Annotated in this window: 17 protein-coding genes; 10 read left to right on the top strand and 7 right to left on the bottom strand. The window is 57.0% G+C overall.

The window, feature by feature from the left end; genetic code table 11:
• Nucleotides 1-3 precede the first annotated feature (3 nt).
• The 9 genes from CPH65_RS00690 to CPH65_RS00650 all read left to right on the top strand — a co-directional run bounded on the left by CPH65_RS00690 (nucleotide 4) and on the right by CPH65_RS00650 (nucleotide 10,130).
• On the top strand, nucleotides 4-1,014 hold the full coding sequence (locus tag CPH65_RS00690) for an imelysin family protein (RefSeq protein WP_096171686.1): 1,011 nt from the start codon (nucleotides 4-6) through the stop codon (nucleotides 1,012-1,014).
• Nucleotide 1,015: 1 nt separating this feature from the next.
• Nucleotides 1,016-2,092 (top strand): DUF1513 domain-containing protein, encoded by a 1,077-nt coding sequence (locus CPH65_RS00685; RefSeq protein ID WP_096171685.1) that lies wholly within the window; start codon nucleotides 1,016-1,018, stop codon nucleotides 2,090-2,092.
• A gap of 276 nt (nucleotides 2,093-2,368) precedes the next feature.
• Complete coding sequence (locus CPH65_RS00680; protein ID WP_096171684.1) at nucleotides 2,369-3,058, top strand: HAD family hydrolase; 690 nt, start codon at nucleotides 2,369-2,371, stop codon at nucleotides 3,056-3,058.
• Between the two features lie 115 nt (nucleotides 3,059-3,173).
• Complete coding sequence (locus tag CPH65_RS00675; RefSeq protein WP_096171683.1) at nucleotides 3,174-4,136, top strand: sugar-binding transcriptional regulator; 963 nt, start codon at nucleotides 3,174-3,176, stop codon at nucleotides 4,134-4,136.
• Between the two features lie 128 nt (nucleotides 4,137-4,264).
• Nucleotides 4,265-5,578 carry a sugar ABC transporter substrate-binding protein gene (locus CPH65_RS00670; protein WP_096171682.1) on the top strand — a complete coding sequence of 438 codons (1,314 nt, stop codon included), beginning with the start codon at nucleotides 4,265-4,267 and terminating at the stop codon, nucleotides 5,576-5,578.
• A gap of 96 nt (nucleotides 5,579-5,674) precedes the next feature.
• The gene (locus CPH65_RS00665; protein WP_096171681.1) at nucleotides 5,675-6,547 is read left to right on the top strand and encodes a carbohydrate ABC transporter permease; all 873 of its coding nucleotides are present in this window, start codon (nucleotides 5,675-5,677) and stop codon (nucleotides 6,545-6,547) included.
• A 2-nt stretch (nucleotides 6,548-6,549) separates the two neighbouring features.
• A complete protein-coding gene (locus tag CPH65_RS00660; protein WP_096171680.1) occupies nucleotides 6,550-7,380 on the top strand; it encodes a carbohydrate ABC transporter permease in 831 nt (276 codons plus the stop codon).
• Nucleotides 7,381-7,389: 9 nt separating this feature from the next.
• Complete coding sequence (locus CPH65_RS00655; RefSeq protein WP_096171679.1) at nucleotides 7,390-8,397, top strand: ABC transporter ATP-binding protein; 1,008 nt, start codon at nucleotides 7,390-7,392, stop codon at nucleotides 8,395-8,397.
• A 263-nt stretch (nucleotides 8,398-8,660) separates the two neighbouring features.
• The gene (locus tag CPH65_RS00650; protein ID WP_096171678.1) at nucleotides 8,661-10,130 is read left to right on the top strand and encodes a mannitol dehydrogenase family protein; all 1,470 of its coding nucleotides are present in this window, start codon (nucleotides 8,661-8,663) and stop codon (nucleotides 10,128-10,130) included.
• A 103-nt stretch (nucleotides 10,131-10,233) separates the two neighbouring features.
• Here the strand turns inward: CPH65_RS00650 and CPH65_RS00645 are convergent, their stop codons facing one another.
• The 3 genes from CPH65_RS00645 to CPH65_RS24405 all read right to left on the bottom strand — a co-directional run bounded on the left by CPH65_RS00645 (nucleotide 10,234) and on the right by CPH65_RS24405 (nucleotide 12,291).
• Nucleotides 10,234-11,496: an MFS transporter gene (locus CPH65_RS00645; RefSeq protein WP_096171677.1), complete on the bottom strand. Its 1,263-nt coding sequence runs from the start codon at nucleotides 11,494-11,496 to the stop codon at nucleotides 10,234-10,236.
• Nucleotides 11,497-11,577: 81 nt separating this feature from the next.
• Nucleotides 11,578-11,832 carry a hypothetical protein gene (locus CPH65_RS00640; RefSeq protein WP_096171676.1) on the bottom strand — a complete coding sequence of 85 codons (255 nt, stop codon included), beginning with the start codon at nucleotides 11,830-11,832 and terminating at the stop codon, nucleotides 11,578-11,580.
• Nucleotides 11,833-11,859: 27 nt separating this feature from the next.
• Nucleotides 11,860-12,291, bottom strand: a complete 432-nt coding sequence (locus CPH65_RS24405; RefSeq protein ID WP_244574683.1) for a hypothetical protein — start codon at nucleotides 12,289-12,291, stop codon at nucleotides 11,860-11,862.
• On the opposite strand from CPH65_RS24405, the gene CPH65_RS00635 reads away from it, so the two are divergent.
• Nucleotides 12,220-14,064: a GNAT family N-acetyltransferase gene (locus CPH65_RS00635; RefSeq protein WP_244574681.1), complete on the top strand. Its 1,845-nt coding sequence runs from the start codon at nucleotides 12,220-12,222 to the stop codon at nucleotides 14,062-14,064. The two genes, CPH65_RS24405 and CPH65_RS00635, sit on opposite strands and share 72 nt — an antisense overlap.
• Nucleotides 14,065-14,100: 36 nt before the next feature.
• Here the strand turns inward: CPH65_RS00635 and CPH65_RS00630 are convergent, their stop codons facing one another.
• From CPH65_RS00630 to CPH65_RS00615, 4 genes are read right to left on the bottom strand one after another with little or no spacing between them, the layout of a single operon-like run.
• Nucleotides 14,101-14,826 (bottom strand): FadR/GntR family transcriptional regulator, encoded by a 726-nt coding sequence (locus CPH65_RS00630; RefSeq protein WP_096171674.1) that lies wholly within the window; start codon nucleotides 14,824-14,826, stop codon nucleotides 14,101-14,103.
• A 2-nt stretch (nucleotides 14,827-14,828) separates the two neighbouring features.
• On the bottom strand, nucleotides 14,829-15,812 hold the full coding sequence (yjfF, locus tag CPH65_RS00625) for a galactofuranose ABC transporter, permease protein YjfF (RefSeq protein WP_172891576.1): 984 nt from the start codon (nucleotides 15,810-15,812) through the stop codon (nucleotides 14,829-14,831).
• A complete protein-coding gene (locus tag CPH65_RS00620; protein ID WP_096171672.1) occupies nucleotides 15,812-16,855 on the bottom strand; it encodes an ABC transporter permease in 1,044 nt (347 codons plus the stop codon). The genes yjfF and CPH65_RS00620 overlap by 1 nt, the downstream gene beginning before the upstream one ends.
• Entirely contained in the window at nucleotides 16,852-18,360 is a 1,509-nt protein-coding gene (locus CPH65_RS00615; protein WP_096171671.1) for a sugar ABC transporter ATP-binding protein, read from the bottom strand. Before CPH65_RS00615 ends, CPH65_RS00620 begins: the two co-directional genes overlap by 4 nt.
• Between the last annotated feature and the right edge of the window lie 21 nt (nucleotides 18,361-18,381).

Genomic DNA, 18,381 nt, shown 5'->3' with positions numbered 1-18,381 from the left:
GGCATGAAACACCGGCTATTTGCTTTTGTCCTCCTTATCGCAGCTCCCCTTGGCTCGCAGAGCCTCGTTGCGCAGGAGTTGAAACCCGATCTCAAAAAGATCGTCGAAGCTCACATCCTGCCCGGCTATCAACGTCTGGCTGATCGCTCCGAGACACTCCAAAAGGTCGCCAGCCGAACCTGTGGTTCGGACATGAAGGCCCTGAAGGCGGCCTACAATGAGGCCTTCGATGCATGGATTTCGGTCAGCCACTTGCGGTTCGGTCCAGCAGAGCAGGATGATCGCGCCTATGCTCTGGCCTTCTGGCCTGACAGCAAGGGCTTTACCCCCAAGACACTGTCGAGCCTTCTGAGCGGTGATGATCCGGTGATCCATGATCTGGAGAAATTCCAAACCGTATCGATTGCGGGCAGAGGCTTCTATGCGCTGGAATTCCTGCTGTATGACAAACGGTTTACTGAGGACCCGGGTGCGCATTATTGCGACCTCGTCACTGTCATCACCGAGGATATCGCTGCCAATACACAAGCGATCCTTGCAGACTGGAAAGGCGGCTATGCCGACACGATGGTCTTGGCTGACAACGAGACCTACCGAAGCAAGACCGAGGCCGCTCGCCAGCTTTACACCGCGCTGACAAGTGGGCTTGAATTCACGACCCGGTCGCGTCTTGGCAGGCCCATGGGGACGTTTGACCGTCCCCGCCCCAGACGCGCCGAAGCCAGACGCTCTGGCCGGTCACTGCATCATGTCGTCCTGTCCCTTGAAGCCAATCGGGAGCTTGCTGCGCTGTTGTCCCATGGCAATACCGCCATTGATCATCGCTTCGAGCGCGCCATCAAACTGGCCCGCGACCTTGACGATCCGGCATTTGAGGGTGTCAGCACCGTGCAGGGACGCATTCGCGTCGAGGCGCTTCAGACGGCCATCGGCCAGATCAGCCTTCAGCTCGCCGAGGATCTCGCGCCGAGGCTTGGTATCACGGCGGGCTTCAATTCAGCGGACGGAGACTGACATGACGGATCGGCGTTCTTTTCTCGCGGGCATGTTTGCCTTTGGCCTCTGTCCGAGCGTGACATGGGCCGATGCTGGCAGTCCCGCCTTTCTGGCTGCTGCGCGCAAGCCCGACGGCTCCTATGCCCTGTCGGGATTGGCCGGTAACGGTCAGGTGCGCTTCGATATCCCATTGCCCGGTAGGGGCCATGCCGCCGCGGCCCACCCTGAGCGCCCCCAAGCGGTTGCCTTTGCCCGCCGGCCGGGCAATTTCGCCCTTGTGATTGATTGTGCCGCTGGCAAGACACGGCAGATTCTCGAAGCGCCCAAAGGCCGACATTTCTATGGCCATGGCGCCTTTTCCGCTGATGGCCGCCATCTTTTCACATCGGAAAACGACTTTGAGTCTATCAAGGGTGTCATCGGCATCTGGAAGGTCGGGGACACTTATGAGCGCATTGGCGAATTTTCCTCCGGTGGCCTTGGTCCGCATGACATCAAACTGATGCCGGATCGCACCCATCTGGTGATCGCCAACGGCGGCATAGAGACCCACCCTGACAGCGACCGGGCCAAGCTCAACATCTCCACCATGGAACCGAACCTCAGTTATGTCAGTCTGGACGGCGAGATCGTTGACCAGATGTCCCTGCCGCATGACATGCACAAGAACTCGATCCGGCACCTCAGCGTCGGCGAGGACGGCGTTGTCGCCTTTGCCATGCAGTGGCAGGGGGATATCCATGAGAGCCCCGAGCTATTGGGGTTGCACAGCATCGGCGGCAAGCCCCGCCTCATGGAAACCGGGCTTGCTGCGCACGGCCGACTTCAGGGATATCTGGGGAGTGTCGCCTATTCGGCAAAGAAACAGCTCGTCGCGGTGACCTCTCCGCGTGGCAGCGTCCTGTATATTTATGACGCCAGCACCGGCAAGCATGTCAGCACCATCAAGGAAGCCGACGTTTGCGGCGTCGCGATGTATCACGACGAGATCTACCTGACCAGCGGCACGGGCATTGTCAGCAAGTCCGATGTCAAACGCGAAGCATGGCGGCAGTCCCACCCCTGCAACTGGGACAACCATCTGGTCACGATCTGATCAAAATTGCAAAACTGCAAACAAAAAGCCGGGGCAATGCTTCGGCTTTTGACATCGATACTCTTTGGCCATATTAGCGCTTATGCCGTCTCAAGCGACGGGACCGGAATGCAGGCTTCGCGTTTGCAGACATTCACCTCGACAGTGACATGCGCGCGAGGAAACGCACATGAAATCATACCGGTGCGATTGCTGAGCGCAGCGAAATATCCTAACACATCAGTATGTCAGCGTGTCCTTGTCGGGACGCGGCAAAAAACGAAAGAAAGTGCGGATATGCGCAAGCTGATTATATTCGATTGCGACGGCGTCGTGATCGATAGCGAGATCATTTCGGCCAGAATGCTCATCGAAGAGCTGCATCTGCATGATGTTGAGCTCAATCTGGATTATGTCGCCAGGCATTTTTTGGGGCGCAGCTATCCCATTGTTCTCAAACAGATTCGCAAGGATTTCGGCATAACCCTGCCCGATAATTTCGAGGCCGACTATCGCAGGCGTCTGCTTTCAGCCTTTGAGCGTGATCTCAAGGTTATGCCCGGCATCAAGGAAGTGGTCGATCGCCTTGCCGTCCCCTATTGTCTTGCGACAAGTTCAAGCCCGGAGCGGGTGCGCAAATCGCTCTACCTGACGGGCATGACAGACTCTTTTGCGGGACGAATTTCCACAGCCTCGGAAGTCAGCCGCGGCAAGCCGGCGCCGGACCTGTTTTTGCATGCAGCCAAAAAGTACGATGCTGAACCGGCCGAATGTCTGGTGATCGAGGATTCCCGTGCCGGGATCGAGGCGGGGCTTGCAGCCGGGATGGAGGTGTGGCACTTCACCGGAGGCAGCCATCTCAAGGGACGGGAAAGCAACGCGGGATCCAGAGGGCATGCGCATCGACGTCTTGCGGGATTTCGCGAATTCTTTCAAATGGCTCCGGAGCTTTTCCGGGAAACCGCGCCCCATCTTGCCAAGGGTTGAATGGGCGCCAAAAAAGAAACATGATGGCTCAGTGGAGCAGGACGGCTGCGCAGCCGGTTGACATTGTCTCGCGCGTGGCCAAGCTGCCGCACATGCTAGGAAAAGGACCTTTCTCATGGTCGGACGCGCCGAACAGGATGGTGAACAATCCTCTCTAGACCTTGCAGCACGGGCAGCGTGGCTGTCGTTTGTTGGTGGCCTGACGCAGGATCAGATCGCCCGAGAGTTGGGCATCTCCCGACAGCGCGCCCAGCGATTGGTGGCGCGAGCCACATCCGAGGGGCTCATCCATGTCCGGATCGATCACAAGATTGCCGATTGCCTTGAACTCGAGCGTGCACTGAAACAGAAATTCGGCCTTGATCATACCTGGGTGTCGCCAAGCGTTGGGCGTGCGTCGGATGCGGTCAACGGGCTGACCCGCTATGCAGCTCCGGTTGTTGAGGCTCTGTTCGAGACGGAACAGGCGCGCTGTTTTGCCATCGGCACGGGACGAACCCTGCGCACCACGGTCCAACACATGCAGCAGATCGACGGCTCCCGCCACAAGCTTGTATCGCTGATCGGCAATGTGGCACCGGACGCCTCTGCGACGCTCTATGAAGCCATTTTCAGTCTGGCGGAAAAGACGGCCTCCAAATTCTATCCCATGGCCGCACCGATGATAGCCAAGACGACCGAAGAACGGGAAATCTATCATTCGCTGCCCTATGTGAAGCTGACGCGAAACATTGCCGAAAGCGCCGATATGGCAATCGTGGGAATGGGTCAGATGTCCGAAACCGCCCCCCTCTATCTCGACGGTTTTGTCACCCATGAGGAACTGACGGATCTGCGCCGATCAGGGGCCGCGGGGGAAATCTGCGGACGGGTTTTCGACCAGAACGGGAAATTTCTCGACCACGAATATAACGAGCGAATTGTCGGCACCAAGCTGCCGATCAACGGCACACCGGTGCTGTGCATCGCAGGGGGTGACAACAAGTTGGACGCCCTCACAGGCGCACTATCAGGGCAATTGCTTAGCAGTTTGGTCACAGATGAACACACGGCACGTCATCTTCTAACTATCAGATAAAAATACGATAATCTGAGTTTAGCACCACTTTTGCGTGTTGTCGCAAAATGTTGTCTTGACAGTAACCATGCTTCAGTGTGATTATTTGCCCATTGGTTGAGCAAATGCTCAATTCTTGGGAGGAAATTATGAAACATACTGTCAGCGCTCTTTTGAGCGCCTGCGCTATCTCTGTGCTTGCAACTTCAGCGTTTGCTGAAGAAACCATCACCATCGCTACCGTGAACAACGGCGACATGATCCGCATGCAGGGTCTGATGGATGACTTCTACGCCAAACATCCCGACATCAAGGTCGAGTGGGTTACACTCGAAGAGAACGTTCTTCGCCAGCGTGTCACGCAGGACATTGCCACCAAGGGTGGACAGTTCGACGTGATGACCATCGGTACCTATGAGGTTCCGATCTGGGGTGACCGCGATTGGCTTGTCAGCCTCAATGACCTGCCTGAAAGCTATGATGTCGACGATCTTCTGCCCGCCATTCGCGAAGGCCTGACCATCGACGGCGAGCTTTACGCTGCCCCGTTCTATGGCGAAAGCTCCATGGTTATGTACCGCACCGACCTGATGGAAAAGGCAGGCATGGAAATGCCAAAAGCCCCGACTTGGGACTTCATCAAGAAAGCCGCCGAAGCCATGACCGACAAGGATGCCGGTGTGTTCGGTGTCTGCCTGCGTGGCAAAGCCGGCTGGGGCGAGAACATGGCCTTCCTGACCGCCATGTCCAACTCGTTCGGCGCGCGTTGGTTTGATATGGACTGGAATCCTCAGTTCGACACCAAAGAGTGGAAGACGACGCTTAACTTCTATCTCGACCTGATGAACAACTTTGGCCCTCCGGGCGCATCGGGCAACGGCTTCAACGAAAACCTTGCACTGTTCCAGCAGGGCAAATGCGGCATGTGGATCGACGCAACCGTGGCTGCATCCTTCGTGACCAACCCCGATGATTCCACCGTTGCCGACAAGGTCGGTTTTGCGCTGGCACCGGACAATGGTCTTGGTAAGCGTGGCAACTGGCTGTGGGCATGGAACCTTGGTATCCCGGCCGGCACTCAGAAGGAAGAAGCCGCCAAAGCGTTCGTCGAATGGGCAACGTCGAAGGAATATCTCGAGTTGGTCGCTTCCAAGGAAGGTTGGGCCAACGTGCCTCCTGGAACCCGGACGTCTCTTTATGAGAACCCGGAATATCAGAAGGTTCCGTTTGCGCAAATGACGCTGGACAGCATCAACAGCGCCAACCCGAAAGAACCAACCATCGATCCGGTTCCTTATGTCGGCGTGCAGTTCGTGGCCATTCCTGAATTCCAGGGTCTTGGCACGGCTGTCGGACAGCAGCTCGCCGCAGCGCTTGCCGGTCAAATCAGCGCTGATCAGGCCCTTGAAGCTGCACAAAACCTGACCGAGCGTGAAATGATGAAAGCCGGTTACATCAAGTAATCCTGCGCCCTCCCGGGGTGGGCCGGTCTCATTAGGCGTGACTGGCCCGCTTTCCGGATTTTCACGAACGCACCCCAAACCTGTCAGGACAAAGCGATGGCCACGAAGCATTCGAAAGTGGCGGCGAGGCTTATGATTTCCCCCGCGGTATTGTTGCTGCTCGGCTGGATGATCGTACCCTTGTCGATGACGCTCTATTTTTCCTTTTTGCGCTACAATCTCTTGATGCCGGGAATGGAAGAATGGGCGGGCTTCACAAACTATAAATTCTTTCTCACCGATCCCGCCTTCTTTGCGGCTCTCTGGAACACCTTGGCCTTGGTGCTGGGCGTTTTGATTGTCACCGTCGTGGGCGGAGTAGGGCTTGCGCTGCTGCTCGATCAGCCCCTCTTCGGTCAGGGCATTGTTCGCATTCTGGTCATTGCTCCGTTCTTCGTCATGCCGACGGTCAACGCGCTTGTCTGGAAGAACATGTTCATGAACCCGGTGAATGGGCTGTTTGCCTATCTCGCCACCTATCTGGGCTTCGAGCCGTTCGACTTTCTCTCGCAAGCGCCGCTTGCCTCGATCATTGGCATTGTCAGTTGGCAATGGCTGCCTTTTGCGACGCTGATCCTTCTGACCGCCATGCAGTCGCTTGATCAGGAACAGCTCGAAGCCGCCGAAATGGATGGGGCCAGCTGGGGCTCCCGCTTCTGGCACATCATGCTGCCCCATCTGTCGCGTGCCATCACGGTGGTCATTCTCATTCAGACAATCTTCCTTCTGTCGGTCTTTGCCGAGATCCTCGTGACCACCAATGGTGGACCGGGCAACGCTTCGACCAACCTGACCTATCTCATTTACGTCCAGTCACTGCTTCAGTTTGACGTTGGTGGCGGGTCTGCCGGGGGTGTGGTTGCCATTATCCTTGCCAACATCGTTGCGATCTTTCTGATGCGGATGATCGGCAAGAATCTGGAGACTTGATCATGTCACGCAGAGTCAACAAATCTCGCAAATATCTGGTCACTGTCGTGGCATGGCTGATCGGCATTGCAATCTTCTTTCCGATCCTCTGGACGGTGCTGACCAGCTTCAAGACAGAAGCGCAGGCCATTGCCGATCCGCCTTTGTTCCTGAACTTCGACTGGACGTTGGAGAATTACGTCACCGTTCAGGAGCGCTCGAACTACTTCAGGCACTTCATGAACTCGGTCATCCTGTCGGTTGGATCGACGTTCCTGGGACTTCTGATCGCGGTTCCCGCAGCCTGGGCCATGGCCTTCGTGCCGGGTAAGCGCACCAAGGATGTCCTGATGTGGATGCTCTCCACCAAGATGCTGCCGCCGGTTGGTGTGCTGGTCCCGATCTATCTCATCTTCCGGGATTTCGGCCTGCTCGACACCCGCATCGGTCTCGTCGTGGTGCTGATGCTGATCAACCTGCCGATCATCATCTGGATGCTTTACACCTACTTCAAGGAAATCCCTGGCGAAATCCTTGAGGCTGCCCGGATGGATGGCGCAACTTTGCGCTCGGAAATCCTCTATGTGCTGACGCCCATGGCGGTGCCCGGCATTGCATCTACGGTGTTGCTCAACATCATTCTTGCCTGGAACGAGGCATTCTGGACCCTCAACCTGACCGCCGCCAAGGCAGCGCCGCTGACGGCCTTCATTGCCAGCTATTCGTCGCCGGAAGGGTTGTTCTACGCCAAATTGAGCGCAGCAAGCACGATGGCCATCGCTCCCATTCTCATCATGGGCTGGTTCTCACAGAAACAACTTGTCCGGGGCCTGACCTTCGGCGCAGTGAAATAGGTGTATCAAATGGGACGTATTACACTCGATAAGGTGCGGAAGTCCTTCGGCGATGTTGAAGTCATTCCGCCACTGGATCTGACCATTGAAGACGGAGAGTTTGTGGTTTTCGTCGGCCCGTCCGGTTGTGGCAAATCGACCTTGCTGCGCCTCATTGCCGGTCTTGAGGATGTCTCGGGAGGAGAGATCCGCATTGACGGCACGGACGCAACCGAAGTGCCTCCGGCCAAACGTGGACTTGCGATGGTCTTTCAGTCCTATGCGCTTTATCCGCACATGTCGGTGCGCAAGAACATCGCCTTTCCGTTGCGGATGGCGGGGCTGGAAAAGAGCGAACAGGATCGGCGGGTCAATGAGGCCGCAAAGGTGCTGAACCTCACCGACTATCTTGACCGCAGACCCGGCCAGCTTTCAGGTGGGCAGCGCCAACGTGTTGCCATCGGCCGGGCGATTGTCCGCGAACCGTCCGCCTTCCTCTTCGACGAGCCTCTGTCCAACCTGGATGCGGCCTTGCGTGTCGGCATGCGGCTGGAAATCTCCGAGCTTCACAAACGTCTGGCCACCACCATGGTCTATGTGACCCACGATCAGGTCGAGGCCATGACCATGGCCGACAAAATCGTGGTTCTGCAGGCCGGTTTCATCGAACAGGTTGGCAGTCCGCTGGAACTCTATCGCACGCCGCGCAACGCCTTCGTTGCCGGCTTCATCGGCTCGCCGAAAATGAACCTGATCAGCGGCCCCGAAGCCTCGAAACACAACGCGGGTACCATCGGAATCCGGCCCGAACACATAGATATCTCAACGACGTCTGGTGATTGGGAAGGAACCGTCGGTGTCTCCGAACATCTGGGCTCGGACACCTTCTTCCACGTCAGCGTGGAAGGATTTGCCGAACCCCTGACCATCAGGGCCGGGGGCGAAGTGTCTCTGCATCATGGCGACAAGATCTATCTCTCTCCCCAGATGGCGAACCTGCACAAGTTCGATGCCAACGGAGATCGGATCGACGGATAAAGATTGATTGCGTCCGTCTCCACACTGGCGACGGGCGCAAACTGAATGCCGAACCCGGCTTTGCCTGGGTTCAAAACCTTTGACCCGATCGGGTTCTCTGATCAAAGCGATCTCTGACCCGGTCATGAAATCCTCAGGCGACAGCTGTCGCAAGAAGCAATCGGCTCGAGACATGTCTCGGACCGGGCTGGTGAAGTTGTGCCTGAAGGTCCCACATATCCTTGCCTGCTGGCAGGGCGAGCAGAACAAAAGCGAGGCCCGTCATGGGAATTCTGTTGTCGAACGCAACCTTGAACGAAGTGCCGGAAACTGTTGCAAGGCCAACCTATGACCGAACGACACTGACACCGGGGATCGTCCATATAGGGCTGGGCAATTTTCATCGCGCACACCAATCCTGGTATCTCAATCGCCTGTTCGAGCAGGGCCTTGATCACGACTGGGCAATCATCGGTGCGGGCGTTCGTCCCTATGACGAGAAAATGCGCGCAAAGATGAAAGCGCAGGATTATCTCACCACGCTGATAGAGCTCGATCCCGAAGCGCGATCCGCTGAAATCGTCGGGTCTATGATCGACTATGTCCCCATTGAGGAGGGCAACGGTCCGTTGATCGAACAGATGGCAGATCCGGCCATTCGCATCGTCGCTCTGACCGTCACCGAAGGCGGCTATTATATTGATCTCGCCACCAAGGGGTTTGATGAAAACCATCCCGATATTCGCTATGACGCGGCCAATCCGGATCGTCCGCGCACCGCCTTTGGGGCCATGGTCGCAGCCCTCAAGCTCAGACGGGATCGGGGCATTGGCGCCTTCACCTGCCAGTCCTGCGACAACCTTCAGGGCAATGGCAACATCCTGCATCAGACGCTCGTCTCTCTTGCGCGGCTCTCCGATCCGGACCTGGCGGACTGGATCGACAGCAACTGCACCTTCCCCAATTCCATGGTCGACTGCATCGTTCCGGCATCCGGTCCGCGCGAGCTGGCCTTTGCGGCTGAATTCGGCATCGAAGATCAGGTGCCGGTGACCCATGAACGCTTCCGCCAATGGGTGATCGAGGACAATTTCTGTGCCGGGCGTCCACAATGGGAAAAGGCAGGCGCGACCTTGTCCGACCGGGTGCATGATTATGAGACCATGAAGATCCGCATCTTGAATGGCGGCCATCAGGTCATTTCGGACATTGGTGAATTGCTCTGTGTCGAAACCATATCGGGCTGCATGGCGCATCCCAAGATTCATGCGTTTTTCGAGAAGGTGGAATCCGAGGAAATCGTACCCTACGTGCATGCGGTGCCCGAGTTTGACCCGGTCGACTATCAGGCGCTGATCGACCGACGCTTCTCCAACCCCGAGATTGTCGACACCACGCGCCGGGTCGCCTTTGATGGCTCATCCCGCCATTCCGGCTTCCTCTTGCCATCAATCAAGGATGCGCTTGCTACCGGTGGCTCGATAGATGGGCTGGCGCTGGCTTCCGCTTTCTGGGCGCGCTATTGCCTCGGAACGCGGTCCGACGGAAGCACGATCGCCCCCAACGATCCTCTGTGGGACGATCTTCTGCCTGTGGCTGAAAAGACCCGGACCAACCCGGCAGCATGGCTCGAGATGCGCCAGCTCTATGGCGATCTTGCCGATAATGTTCGGTTCAACAAAGCCTTTTGCAATTGGATGTCCATGATCCACGAAGACGGCATCGAGGCGGCGCTTGATGCCTATCTTGCCTGAAGAACAGGCCGGTTTCCCCGCGGCGGTTCTGGACTTTGAGCAAGACTGACAGCAGGGACGTGATCGTTAATCGGTTGCGTCCCTGTTTCGTTGGCGATGTGGATCAGATGGCAATGTCTTCGGAGTATTCCTCGGTCAGTTCATCATCGCCAAGAACAATGGTTTGCGGCGTTCGCGTCCGCATGGGAGCGATGGGAACGAAGGCCGTCTTGTCGTCTTCTTCCACCGCCGTGCGCTGTGTCATACGCCAGATCGCGAACGCAAGGATCATCACGTGCGGCACAGTGGTTGAGTAGAACAGGCCCGCAGGGCCGAACATCGACATCAGGATACCACCGGCAAAGGGCCCGAACATCGAGCCAATGCCGAACAGCAGCAGGAGCCCGCCACTGATCTGCATCCCGTCTGATCCACTGGCATGGTCGTTGGCGTGGGCCACAAGAACCGGATAGAAGGCAAAGATGGCCGACCCGAAAATGGCCGAGTGAATAACTGCGGTCATCGGTCCATCTGGCGCATCCAGGAGGAAATAGAAGTCCGCACCGATGGCGACCAGAGCAATGCCGACGACGACAAGGCGTCGGTCCATTCGGTCGGACAGATACCCCACCGGTATCTGCGCCACAGCCCCGGCCAGAATCGAGGCGCTGACAAACAGCGCCACACTGGTCAGATCCAATCCGATATCCTTGCCATAGACAGCAGCGAGCGTCCCGAAGCTGCCTTGCGATACGCCCGTCAGAATGACGGCGACAACAGCGATGGGGGAGTTTCGCCACAGGCCCTTGACGTCAAGCTTGACTTGCGCGAGGGGGGCCGGGGCCGGGGATTTGGTCAGCGCGGTGGGAAGAAGCGCAATCACATAGAAGATGGCAGCAAGGGTGAAGAGATGAAAGCTCTCTGCCGACCCGACCGCAATGACCATCTGGCCGATCGTCGAAGCGAACAGGTTGACCATTGCGTAGGAGCCAAAGATCATGCCACGGGTTTCGGTCTCGGTGCGTTCAACCAGCCAGCTCTCGACAATCATCGCAGCGCCAGCAAAGGCAAATCCGGCCATGGCCCTGAGAATGATCCAGGCTAAGGGAAAAATCGCCAGAGACGATGCCATCACCGACAGGCAGGCAATCGCGGCCATGACGCTGAAGGCGCGAATATGTCCGGTGCGCACAACGATCTTGGGAACGAACAGGCAGCCTGAAATATGACCGATGGCCCAGCCCGTTCCCAGCAGGCCGAGCGAAAAACTGGAAAAGCCTTCCATCCCCCCGCGCACTGGCAACAGGACGCCAGTCAGACCCCCGGCGAAAAACAGAAAGGCGGATCCCAAAAGCAGGGAGGCGATCGAAAGCAGACTGCGGGACATGGCAATACTTTTAAAAAATAGGTGGTTCGTAAATCTGAAAAAGCGACAGTGCCAACAAAGCGACACTGTCGCACAGAGTGATTATTGAGACAAGGTGACCGAGTTGACGAGCAAGATATCGTCTTGATCTTCGTATTCAACGGTCACGACGTCTCCTGGTTCCATATCCGGCAAATCAATTTCCTCAGGCACCAGAAACAACTTTTCTTCGTCCAGGATCAACATTGAGGATTCATAGTCGAATCCATTGTAAACACCGGTGTAACTATCGGCATACGCATGGGAAGCAAGCAGGGTCATCCCTGCCGCCAGAAGTGGCAACAAAGCCTTGCGCATTGGTTTTCTCCAAAGAAACTGAACAGGCTATCGAGGCGCCAGAATAGAGCGTGTCGATCTGTTCCGGATGAGGCCAATAAGCCGTTTGCCAGCTTGCGACAATGCCAAAAAACGCAAGGCGGAATTTTGCCTTGTATAAGTCGCAATGCCGCAGCTTTTTGCCATTCTCTGACGAAGATTTTTGTTTGCGCCAACACGGTTGAGGTGTATAGCACCAGATTGCTCGGCATCCTGCCGCAACAAGCGGATACGAGATTGGAACCCACTCTTAGCAGGCAGCCGATCATGACCGCTCAGCTTCTCCAGCCAATTCTTATTCGTACCGCTCAGGCGGATGATGTTACCCAACTTCTCGCACTTGAAGCCAAGTGTTTTCAAACCGACAGGATCAGCAGGCGCTCCTTCAAGTCGTTCATCAAAACCGACAGCTCGCGCCTTCTTGTGGCGGTTGATGACCATGACCAGCTGCTGGGTTATGCGGCGGTTCTGCTGCGTCTTGGGTCCAGCGTCGCACGCATCTATTCGCTGGCCGTCGAACCAGAGGCGCGAGGGCGGGGCATCGGAGCCCAATTGATTGGTGGGGCAGAGGCCATCGCACGGGAGAATGGCTGTTCCAGTCTGTCCCTCGAAGTGCGCAAGGACAATGAACGCGCCATCTCTCTTTATCAAAAGCATGGGTTTGAACGCGAAGCCGAGTTGGTGGCCTATTATGAGGACGGTGCGGATGGGGTGCGCCTCGTGCAGGTGCTGGACAACATGCCCAGTGGTTCGGTTCCTGCCAGCCGCACCCGTCTGCCGATCATTCTTGTCGATCGGTTATCCGATCTGGCTGCCGTGCCCGATGGCAGTCGTGTCATGACCGTACGCGATTATCTGGCGCTCGAATATGGTGTGCCGGGGCGACGTGTCATCAATCTTTCGCGCTCCTACGAGCCTTTGTCGCTTGGCTATTATTGCAGCCTGCTTGCAGATGCGCGCAAGGAGCGCTCCCTGCCCGAAGCGGATGCCCTTCTCGACATCAACTGGAAACGCATTCACAAGAACGCCCGGCTCCGCCTTCAGGATCTTCTGGCTCAGCGTCAGGGCGAAGACTGTCCAGCCTCCATCGAGATCTATTTTGGCAGAACCACGGACAAGCGGTTCCGCACAATGGCCCGCGAGGCGTTTGACCTGTTTCGATGCCCGATCCTGCGTATCAACATCCAGCAGGCCCCTGCGGTACGGGTCCGCGATATCGAGGCTGTTGCGATCCATCGTCTTGGTGAGGAGGCGATGCAGCAATTCCTCGTTGCTCTGAAAGCATTTCTCAAGGGCAGTCTGCCTAGGCCCGCCGTCCGTAAACAGCCATCCGCCCTTGTGGCCATTCTGGCAAACCCGGAGGAGGAGAGCCCCCCAAGTGACGCGAAGGCCTTGCAGAGTTTCGTCGAAGCGGCCGATCATGTTGGTGCGCGTGCCGAGGTGATTGGCGCGAGGGACTATGGCCGACTGCTTGAATTCGACGCTCTGTTCATCCGTGAGACAACGGCCCTCAACCATCATACCTACCGATTTGCCAAGCGGGCGCGCAGCGAGGGAATGCCGGTCATCGATGACCCCCATTCCATTCTATGCTGCACCAACAAGATCTACCTTGCCGAACTTTCGAAATCGAACCGCATTCTGACACCGCGCACCGTCATCTACGACAAGCCGCGCCTCAGGGAACTGGCGGAAATGCTAGAATTTCCCGGCATCGTCAAGATCCCCGATGGCTGCTTTTCGCGCGGGGTGCACAAGGTGTCCGGAGCCAAGGAATTCAAGGATCTGTCAAAGGGGCTGTTCCGTGACACGGACCTGTTGATGATCCAGGAATATTTGCCCACCGATTTTGACTGGCGGATCGGTGTGCTTGATGGCAAGCCGCTTTATGCCTGCAAATACTACATGGTGAACGGCAACTGGAAGATCTATGAATATGAACAGGATGGGTCGGTGCAGTCGGGCGACTCCGAGACCGTGCCGATCGACGCCGTGCCCGGAGCTGTGATCGATGTTGCACTCAAGGGCACGCGATTGATTGGCAACGGGTTTTATGGCGTCGATATCAAGGAGACGGCATCGGGTCCGAGCATCATCGAGATTAACGACAATCCCAGCGTGGATTACGGCATCGAGGACGCCGTGCTCGGCGCAGAGCTCTATCAAAGGCTGATGGCGGTGCTGGTTGGCCGTGTTGGCCGGATCACCGGTTGATGAGGGCCCAAGAGACTGTAGCCTAGAAACTGTGGCCTAGAATATGCCGGACTGGGCGCGTTGAATGAGTTTGGCCATCAGCTGTTCGGCTCGCAGGGCATCGCCGGTCCGAACGGCTTCGACAATCGCGCGATAGTCTTCCACCACCTCCCTGTTTTCGCTGGGCAGCAGATCCGCATCGGACTGGTCGATCCCTCTGCGATAGACAGAGAAGAGCGCCGCCTGCACCATGTCGCCAAGCGAGGAAAGAAAGCGATTGCCTGACATGTGCAGGATCGATGTGTGGAATTCGATGTTGGCGGCAGCGTAAGTCAGGGAGTCGCTGGCCGTGGCCATGAATTCGCAATGGCTGTTGAGCCTGAGATAATCGGCGTTTGATGCGCGGGCGGCGACCAATGCGGCCGCCGCAGGCTCGAGCAACAACCGGATCTCGAACAATTCTTCAAGGAAAGGACCGGGCTTGCGAAGGGCGGCATGCCAGCGCAGCACGTCTGCGTCAAACATGTTCCAGTCGGAGCTGGGGCGCACCCGCGTCCCAACCTTGGCCTTTGACTGGACAAGGCCCTTGCCCACGAGCGTTTTCTTCGCTTCTCGAACCACTGTCCGCGAGACGCCAAACATTTCTTCAAGATCGGGGTCAAGCGGAATCATCGTCCGTTCCGCATAGTCCCCCGACACGATGGCCATGCCGAGTTGCTCGACCACCTTGGATGTGTTGTTGAAGGCCTGCTGGGACAAATCTCCGGCAGTGGATAGGCTCATGATTAAGTCGCGAACTCTGTTGCCTGTCGTTTTCGTGCCGTCGTTGCCCAACCCAGACCCTTTTGCAGCATAATGAACGTGAACAGCAGGATGCCGATGACGATCTTGGTCCACCAACTCGACAATGTTCCGTCAAACACGATGTAGGTCTGTATCAGGCCCATGATCAAAATCCCGAAGAACGTGCCGGCGACAAATCCGGTTCCTCCCGACAGAAGGGTGCCCCCGATCACCACCGCAGCGATGGCGTCCAGTTCAACCCCTACCGTGGCGAGCGAATAGCCAGCAGACGTGTAAAGGGAGTATACAATTCCAGCCAGACCTGCCAAGCCACCAGAAGTGGCATAAATCAGGATTGTCGTGCGGGCAATGGGAACCCCCATCAACTGGGCCGCTTGGATGCCGCCGCCAAGGGCATAGACATTCTTGCCGAACCGTGTCCGGTGCAGAACCATCATGGCGCCGATGAAGACAAGCAGCATCAAGCCGCCAATAAACCGGAACCGACCGCCGCCCGGCGCTTTCCAGTAGATATTCTGCAGAACATCGTAGAATTCGTGGGCAACAGGCACCGAGTCCGTTGAAAGCACATAGGCCAAGCCTCGCATGAGGAACATGCCGGCCAATGTGACAATGAACGCGGGCATATCCAGATAATGCACGATGGCACCGATCGCAGCCCCGAAGGCAATGGTGATCGCCAGCACCAGCGCGAATGCAGCGAGGGGATGTATGGAGGTATCACGGAGGATCACCGCAAGGAACACTCCAGTGAAAGCGATCACCGATCCTACGGACAGGTCGATCCCGCCCGAGAGGATGACAAAGGTCATTCCAACCGCTGTGATGCCAAGAAAGGCGTTGTCAGTCAGTAGGTTGGCGATAACACGCGTCGACAGCATGTTGGGATATTGCGAGATGCAAAGAAGAAACGCGATGAAGAATGTCGCAATCGTCATGTAGAGCGGGAAACGGGGAGAGTGGATCATGACAGATTTTCCTTTGCGACGCGCTTGTCACCAACGACCGCGTCGTCGTTCTGCGGTCCAGAGCTCGCCCGGAACAGATAGATTGCATGACGAACGGACGGAGACTGGATGAAGAGAATGCAAATGATAAGCAGGGCCTTGATGACCAGGTTGAATTCGGGCGGCATGCCGGACAGCAGGATGACCGAATTGACAGACTGGATGATCAGGGCGCCCAGCAGCGAAGCGATGATCGAGAAGCGACCGCCAAGCAAAGAGGTGCCCCCGACAACCACGGCAAGGATGGCATCAAGCTCCATCCATAGCCCGGCGTTGTTGGCATCAGCCCCCTTGATGTCGGCGGCAACCACGACCCCGGCCAGCGCGGCGCAAATCCCGGACACCAGATAAACCGAGATAAGCAGCACATGGCTGTTGATACCGGCAAGGCGTGAGGATTTCTCGTTGATACCGATGGATTCAATCAGCATGCCAAGGGCCGTGCGCCGAACCACCAGAGTGACGAGTGCGCCAATGCAGATCCAGATGACAATCGGCGTTGCAAGGCCAAAAATCGTGCCCGCGCCGAGAAAAATCAGGCCGGGATCCAAAAAGGTAAGGATCCGCCCCTCCGTGATGAGCTGGGCAACCCCGCGTCCGGCGACCATCAGAACAAGGGTCGCAACGATTGGCTGAATGCGAAAAATCGAAACCAGCACCCCGTTCCAGAGGCCGCAGGCAAGGCCTGCCGCCAGTGCGGCCATCAGGGCGACAATCCAATGGTTGCCATCGGAGACCACGCTTGCCGCAACCGCGCCGGCAATGGCCATCACGGCACCAACCGACAGGTCAATGCCTTTTGTTGCGATAATCAGCGTCATGCCGATGGCCAGAAGAGCGGTTGGAGCGCCGCGGTTCAGCACATCGATGAGGTTGCCGAACAGACGGCCATTCTGGAATTCGATGGAGAAGAAGCCGGGAAAGACAATAAAGTTGAGCAGCAGGACAGTTGCCAGAATGACAAGCTGAGGTGCGATACGGCGGAAGGTGTCAGAAATCATTGCCTGGCCTCCTCATCTGCAATGGATTTAACGATGGAATCGACGGAAATCTCATCGCCCTTGAGTTCTCTGACCTGACGCCTGTCGCGCAGGACGACAATCCGGCTCGAGTAAGCCATCAATTCTTCCAGCTCGGAGGAGGCAACAATCAATGCCATGCCGTGGGCCTGCAATGACTGGATCAGTTCGATGATTTCGGCATGGGCCCCGACGTCGATGCCGCGGGTCGGCTCGTCGAGGATCAGAATGTCAGGCTCGGTTGCCAGCCACCGCGCAAGCAGGGCCTTTTGCTGATTGCCGCCGGACAGAAGCCGGATCGGCATATCAAGGCTTGCGAGACGGATGTCGAGGCGTTTGACATAGTCTTCCGCGATTTGTTCAGCCTTGGCACGCGGGATCGGTCTGCTCCAGCCGCGTCGGGCTTGTAGCGACAGGATGATATTCTCGCGCACCGAAAGGTCGCCAACGATCCCGTCTGTCTTCCTGTCCTCCGGACAAAGTCCGATGCCATGACGAATGGCCGAACGTGGGTTATCAAGTTTGATAGACTTACCGCGCAAGCTCGCCTTGCCGCGATCGGCGACAATGTCGCCGAAAATCACATGGGCGGTTTCGCTGCGTCCCGAGCCCAGAAGCCCCGCAAGGCCGATAACCTCACCCTCGTGAAGATCCAGATCGAACGGTTCGATGGTGCCGCGACGACCATAATTTTCGAGCTTGAGAAGGGAAGGGCCATGTTCAGCCTTGGCGCGCTCCTGTTTGGCGGCCGCGAGCTGACGGCCTAGCATCATGGTGATGATTTCGGTCTGGGATACTTCGCTTAGCAGACGCGTGCCGACCATGCGGCCGTTACGCAACACCGTGGCGCGATCCGAGATTTCGAAAACCTGATCCAGAAAATGGGTGATGAAGACAACCGCCAGACCACGATCGGTCAATTTGCGGATCACCGAGAAAAGAAGCTCGATCTCTTCGCGGTCGAGGCTGGCCGTTGGTTCATCAAGGATGAGAACCTTGCCTGCCAATTCCACGGCGCGCGCGATCGCGACCACTTGCTGAATTGCAATGGAGTAGCTCGACAGAAGCAGGGATGGATCAATGTCGAGGCCGAATTCATGAAGCACTTCACGGCTGCGTCTTAGCATTTCGCGGTTGTCGAGCATGCCGTAGCGCGTGGGCTGCCAGCCCAGAAAGAGGTTTTCGGCAACCGTCAGATTGGGCAGCAAGTTGACTTCCTGATAAACAGTGCCAATGCCGCAGGCGAGGCTGCTCTGCGGGTCGCGGGGGTTAATCTCCGCGCCATCCAGCAGAATTGTGCCAGCATCTCGCTTGTAAGCTCCGGTCAGACATTTGATCAGGGTGGATTTGCCTGCGCCATTTTCGCCCAGAAGAGCATGGACCTCTCCGGCATGAAGCGACAGGGATACGTCATCCAGTGCGATTGCACCGGGGAAAAATTTGGATATACCGGTTGCCTGCAGCACCGGTCCATTCTCGATGGTCATTGTCTGATCCTGGAAGCTGAC

Source organism: Cohaesibacter sp. ES.047 (assembly GCF_900215505.1).
In the GTDB taxonomy this organism is placed as follows: domain Bacteria; phylum Pseudomonadota; class Alphaproteobacteria; order Rhizobiales; family Cohaesibacteraceae; genus Cohaesibacter.
The sequence above is the reverse complement of the archived record's forward strand: the minus strand, read 5'-3'. Positions and strand labels throughout refer to the sequence as shown.

Coding starts and splice junctions, on each gene's coding strand:
- CPH65_RS00685 (WP_096171685.1), top strand. CDS start 1,016: ATGACGGATCGGCGTTCTTTTCTCGCGGGCATGTTTGCCTTTGGCCTC.
- CPH65_RS00655 (WP_096171679.1), top strand. CDS start 7,390: ATGGGACGTATTACACTCGATAAGGTGCGGAAGTCCTTCGGCGATGTT.
- CPH65_RS00690 (WP_096171686.1), top strand. CDS start 4: ATGAAACACCGGCTATTTGCTTTTGTCCTCCTTATCGCAGCTCCCCTT.
- CPH65_RS00680 (WP_096171684.1), top strand. CDS start 2,369: ATGCGCAAGCTGATTATATTCGATTGCGACGGCGTCGTGATCGATAGC.
- CPH65_RS00640 (WP_096171676.1), bottom strand. CDS start 11,832: ATGCGCAAGGCTTTGTTGCCACTTCTGGCGGCAGGGATGACCCTGCTT.
- CPH65_RS00620 (WP_096171672.1), bottom strand. CDS start 16,855: ATGATTTCTGACACCTTCCGCCGTATCGCACCTCAGCTTGTCATTCTG.
- CPH65_RS00615 (WP_096171671.1), bottom strand. CDS start 18,360: ATGACCATCGAGAATGGACCGGTGCTGCAGGCAACCGGTATATCCAAA.
- CPH65_RS00645 (WP_096171677.1), bottom strand. CDS start 11,496: ATGTCCCGCAGTCTGCTTTCGATCGCCTCCCTGCTTTTGGGATCCGCC.
- CPH65_RS00670 (WP_096171682.1), top strand. CDS start 4,265: ATGAAACATACTGTCAGCGCTCTTTTGAGCGCCTGCGCTATCTCTGTG.
- CPH65_RS00675 (WP_096171683.1), top strand. CDS start 3,174: ATGGTCGGACGCGCCGAACAGGATGGTGAACAATCCTCTCTAGACCTT.
- CPH65_RS00660 (WP_096171680.1), top strand. CDS start 6,550: ATGTCACGCAGAGTCAACAAATCTCGCAAATATCTGGTCACTGTCGTG.
- CPH65_RS00630 (WP_096171674.1), bottom strand. CDS start 14,826: ATGAGCCTATCCACTGCCGGAGATTTGTCCCAGCAGGCCTTCAACAAC.
- CPH65_RS00650 (WP_096171678.1), top strand. CDS start 8,661: ATGGGAATTCTGTTGTCGAACGCAACCTTGAACGAAGTGCCGGAAACT.
- CPH65_RS24405 (WP_244574683.1), bottom strand. CDS start 12,291: ATGGTCATCAACCGCCACAAGAAGGCGCGAGCTGTCGGTTTTGATGAA.
- CPH65_RS00665 (WP_096171681.1), top strand. CDS start 5,675: ATGGCCACGAAGCATTCGAAAGTGGCGGCGAGGCTTATGATTTCCCCC.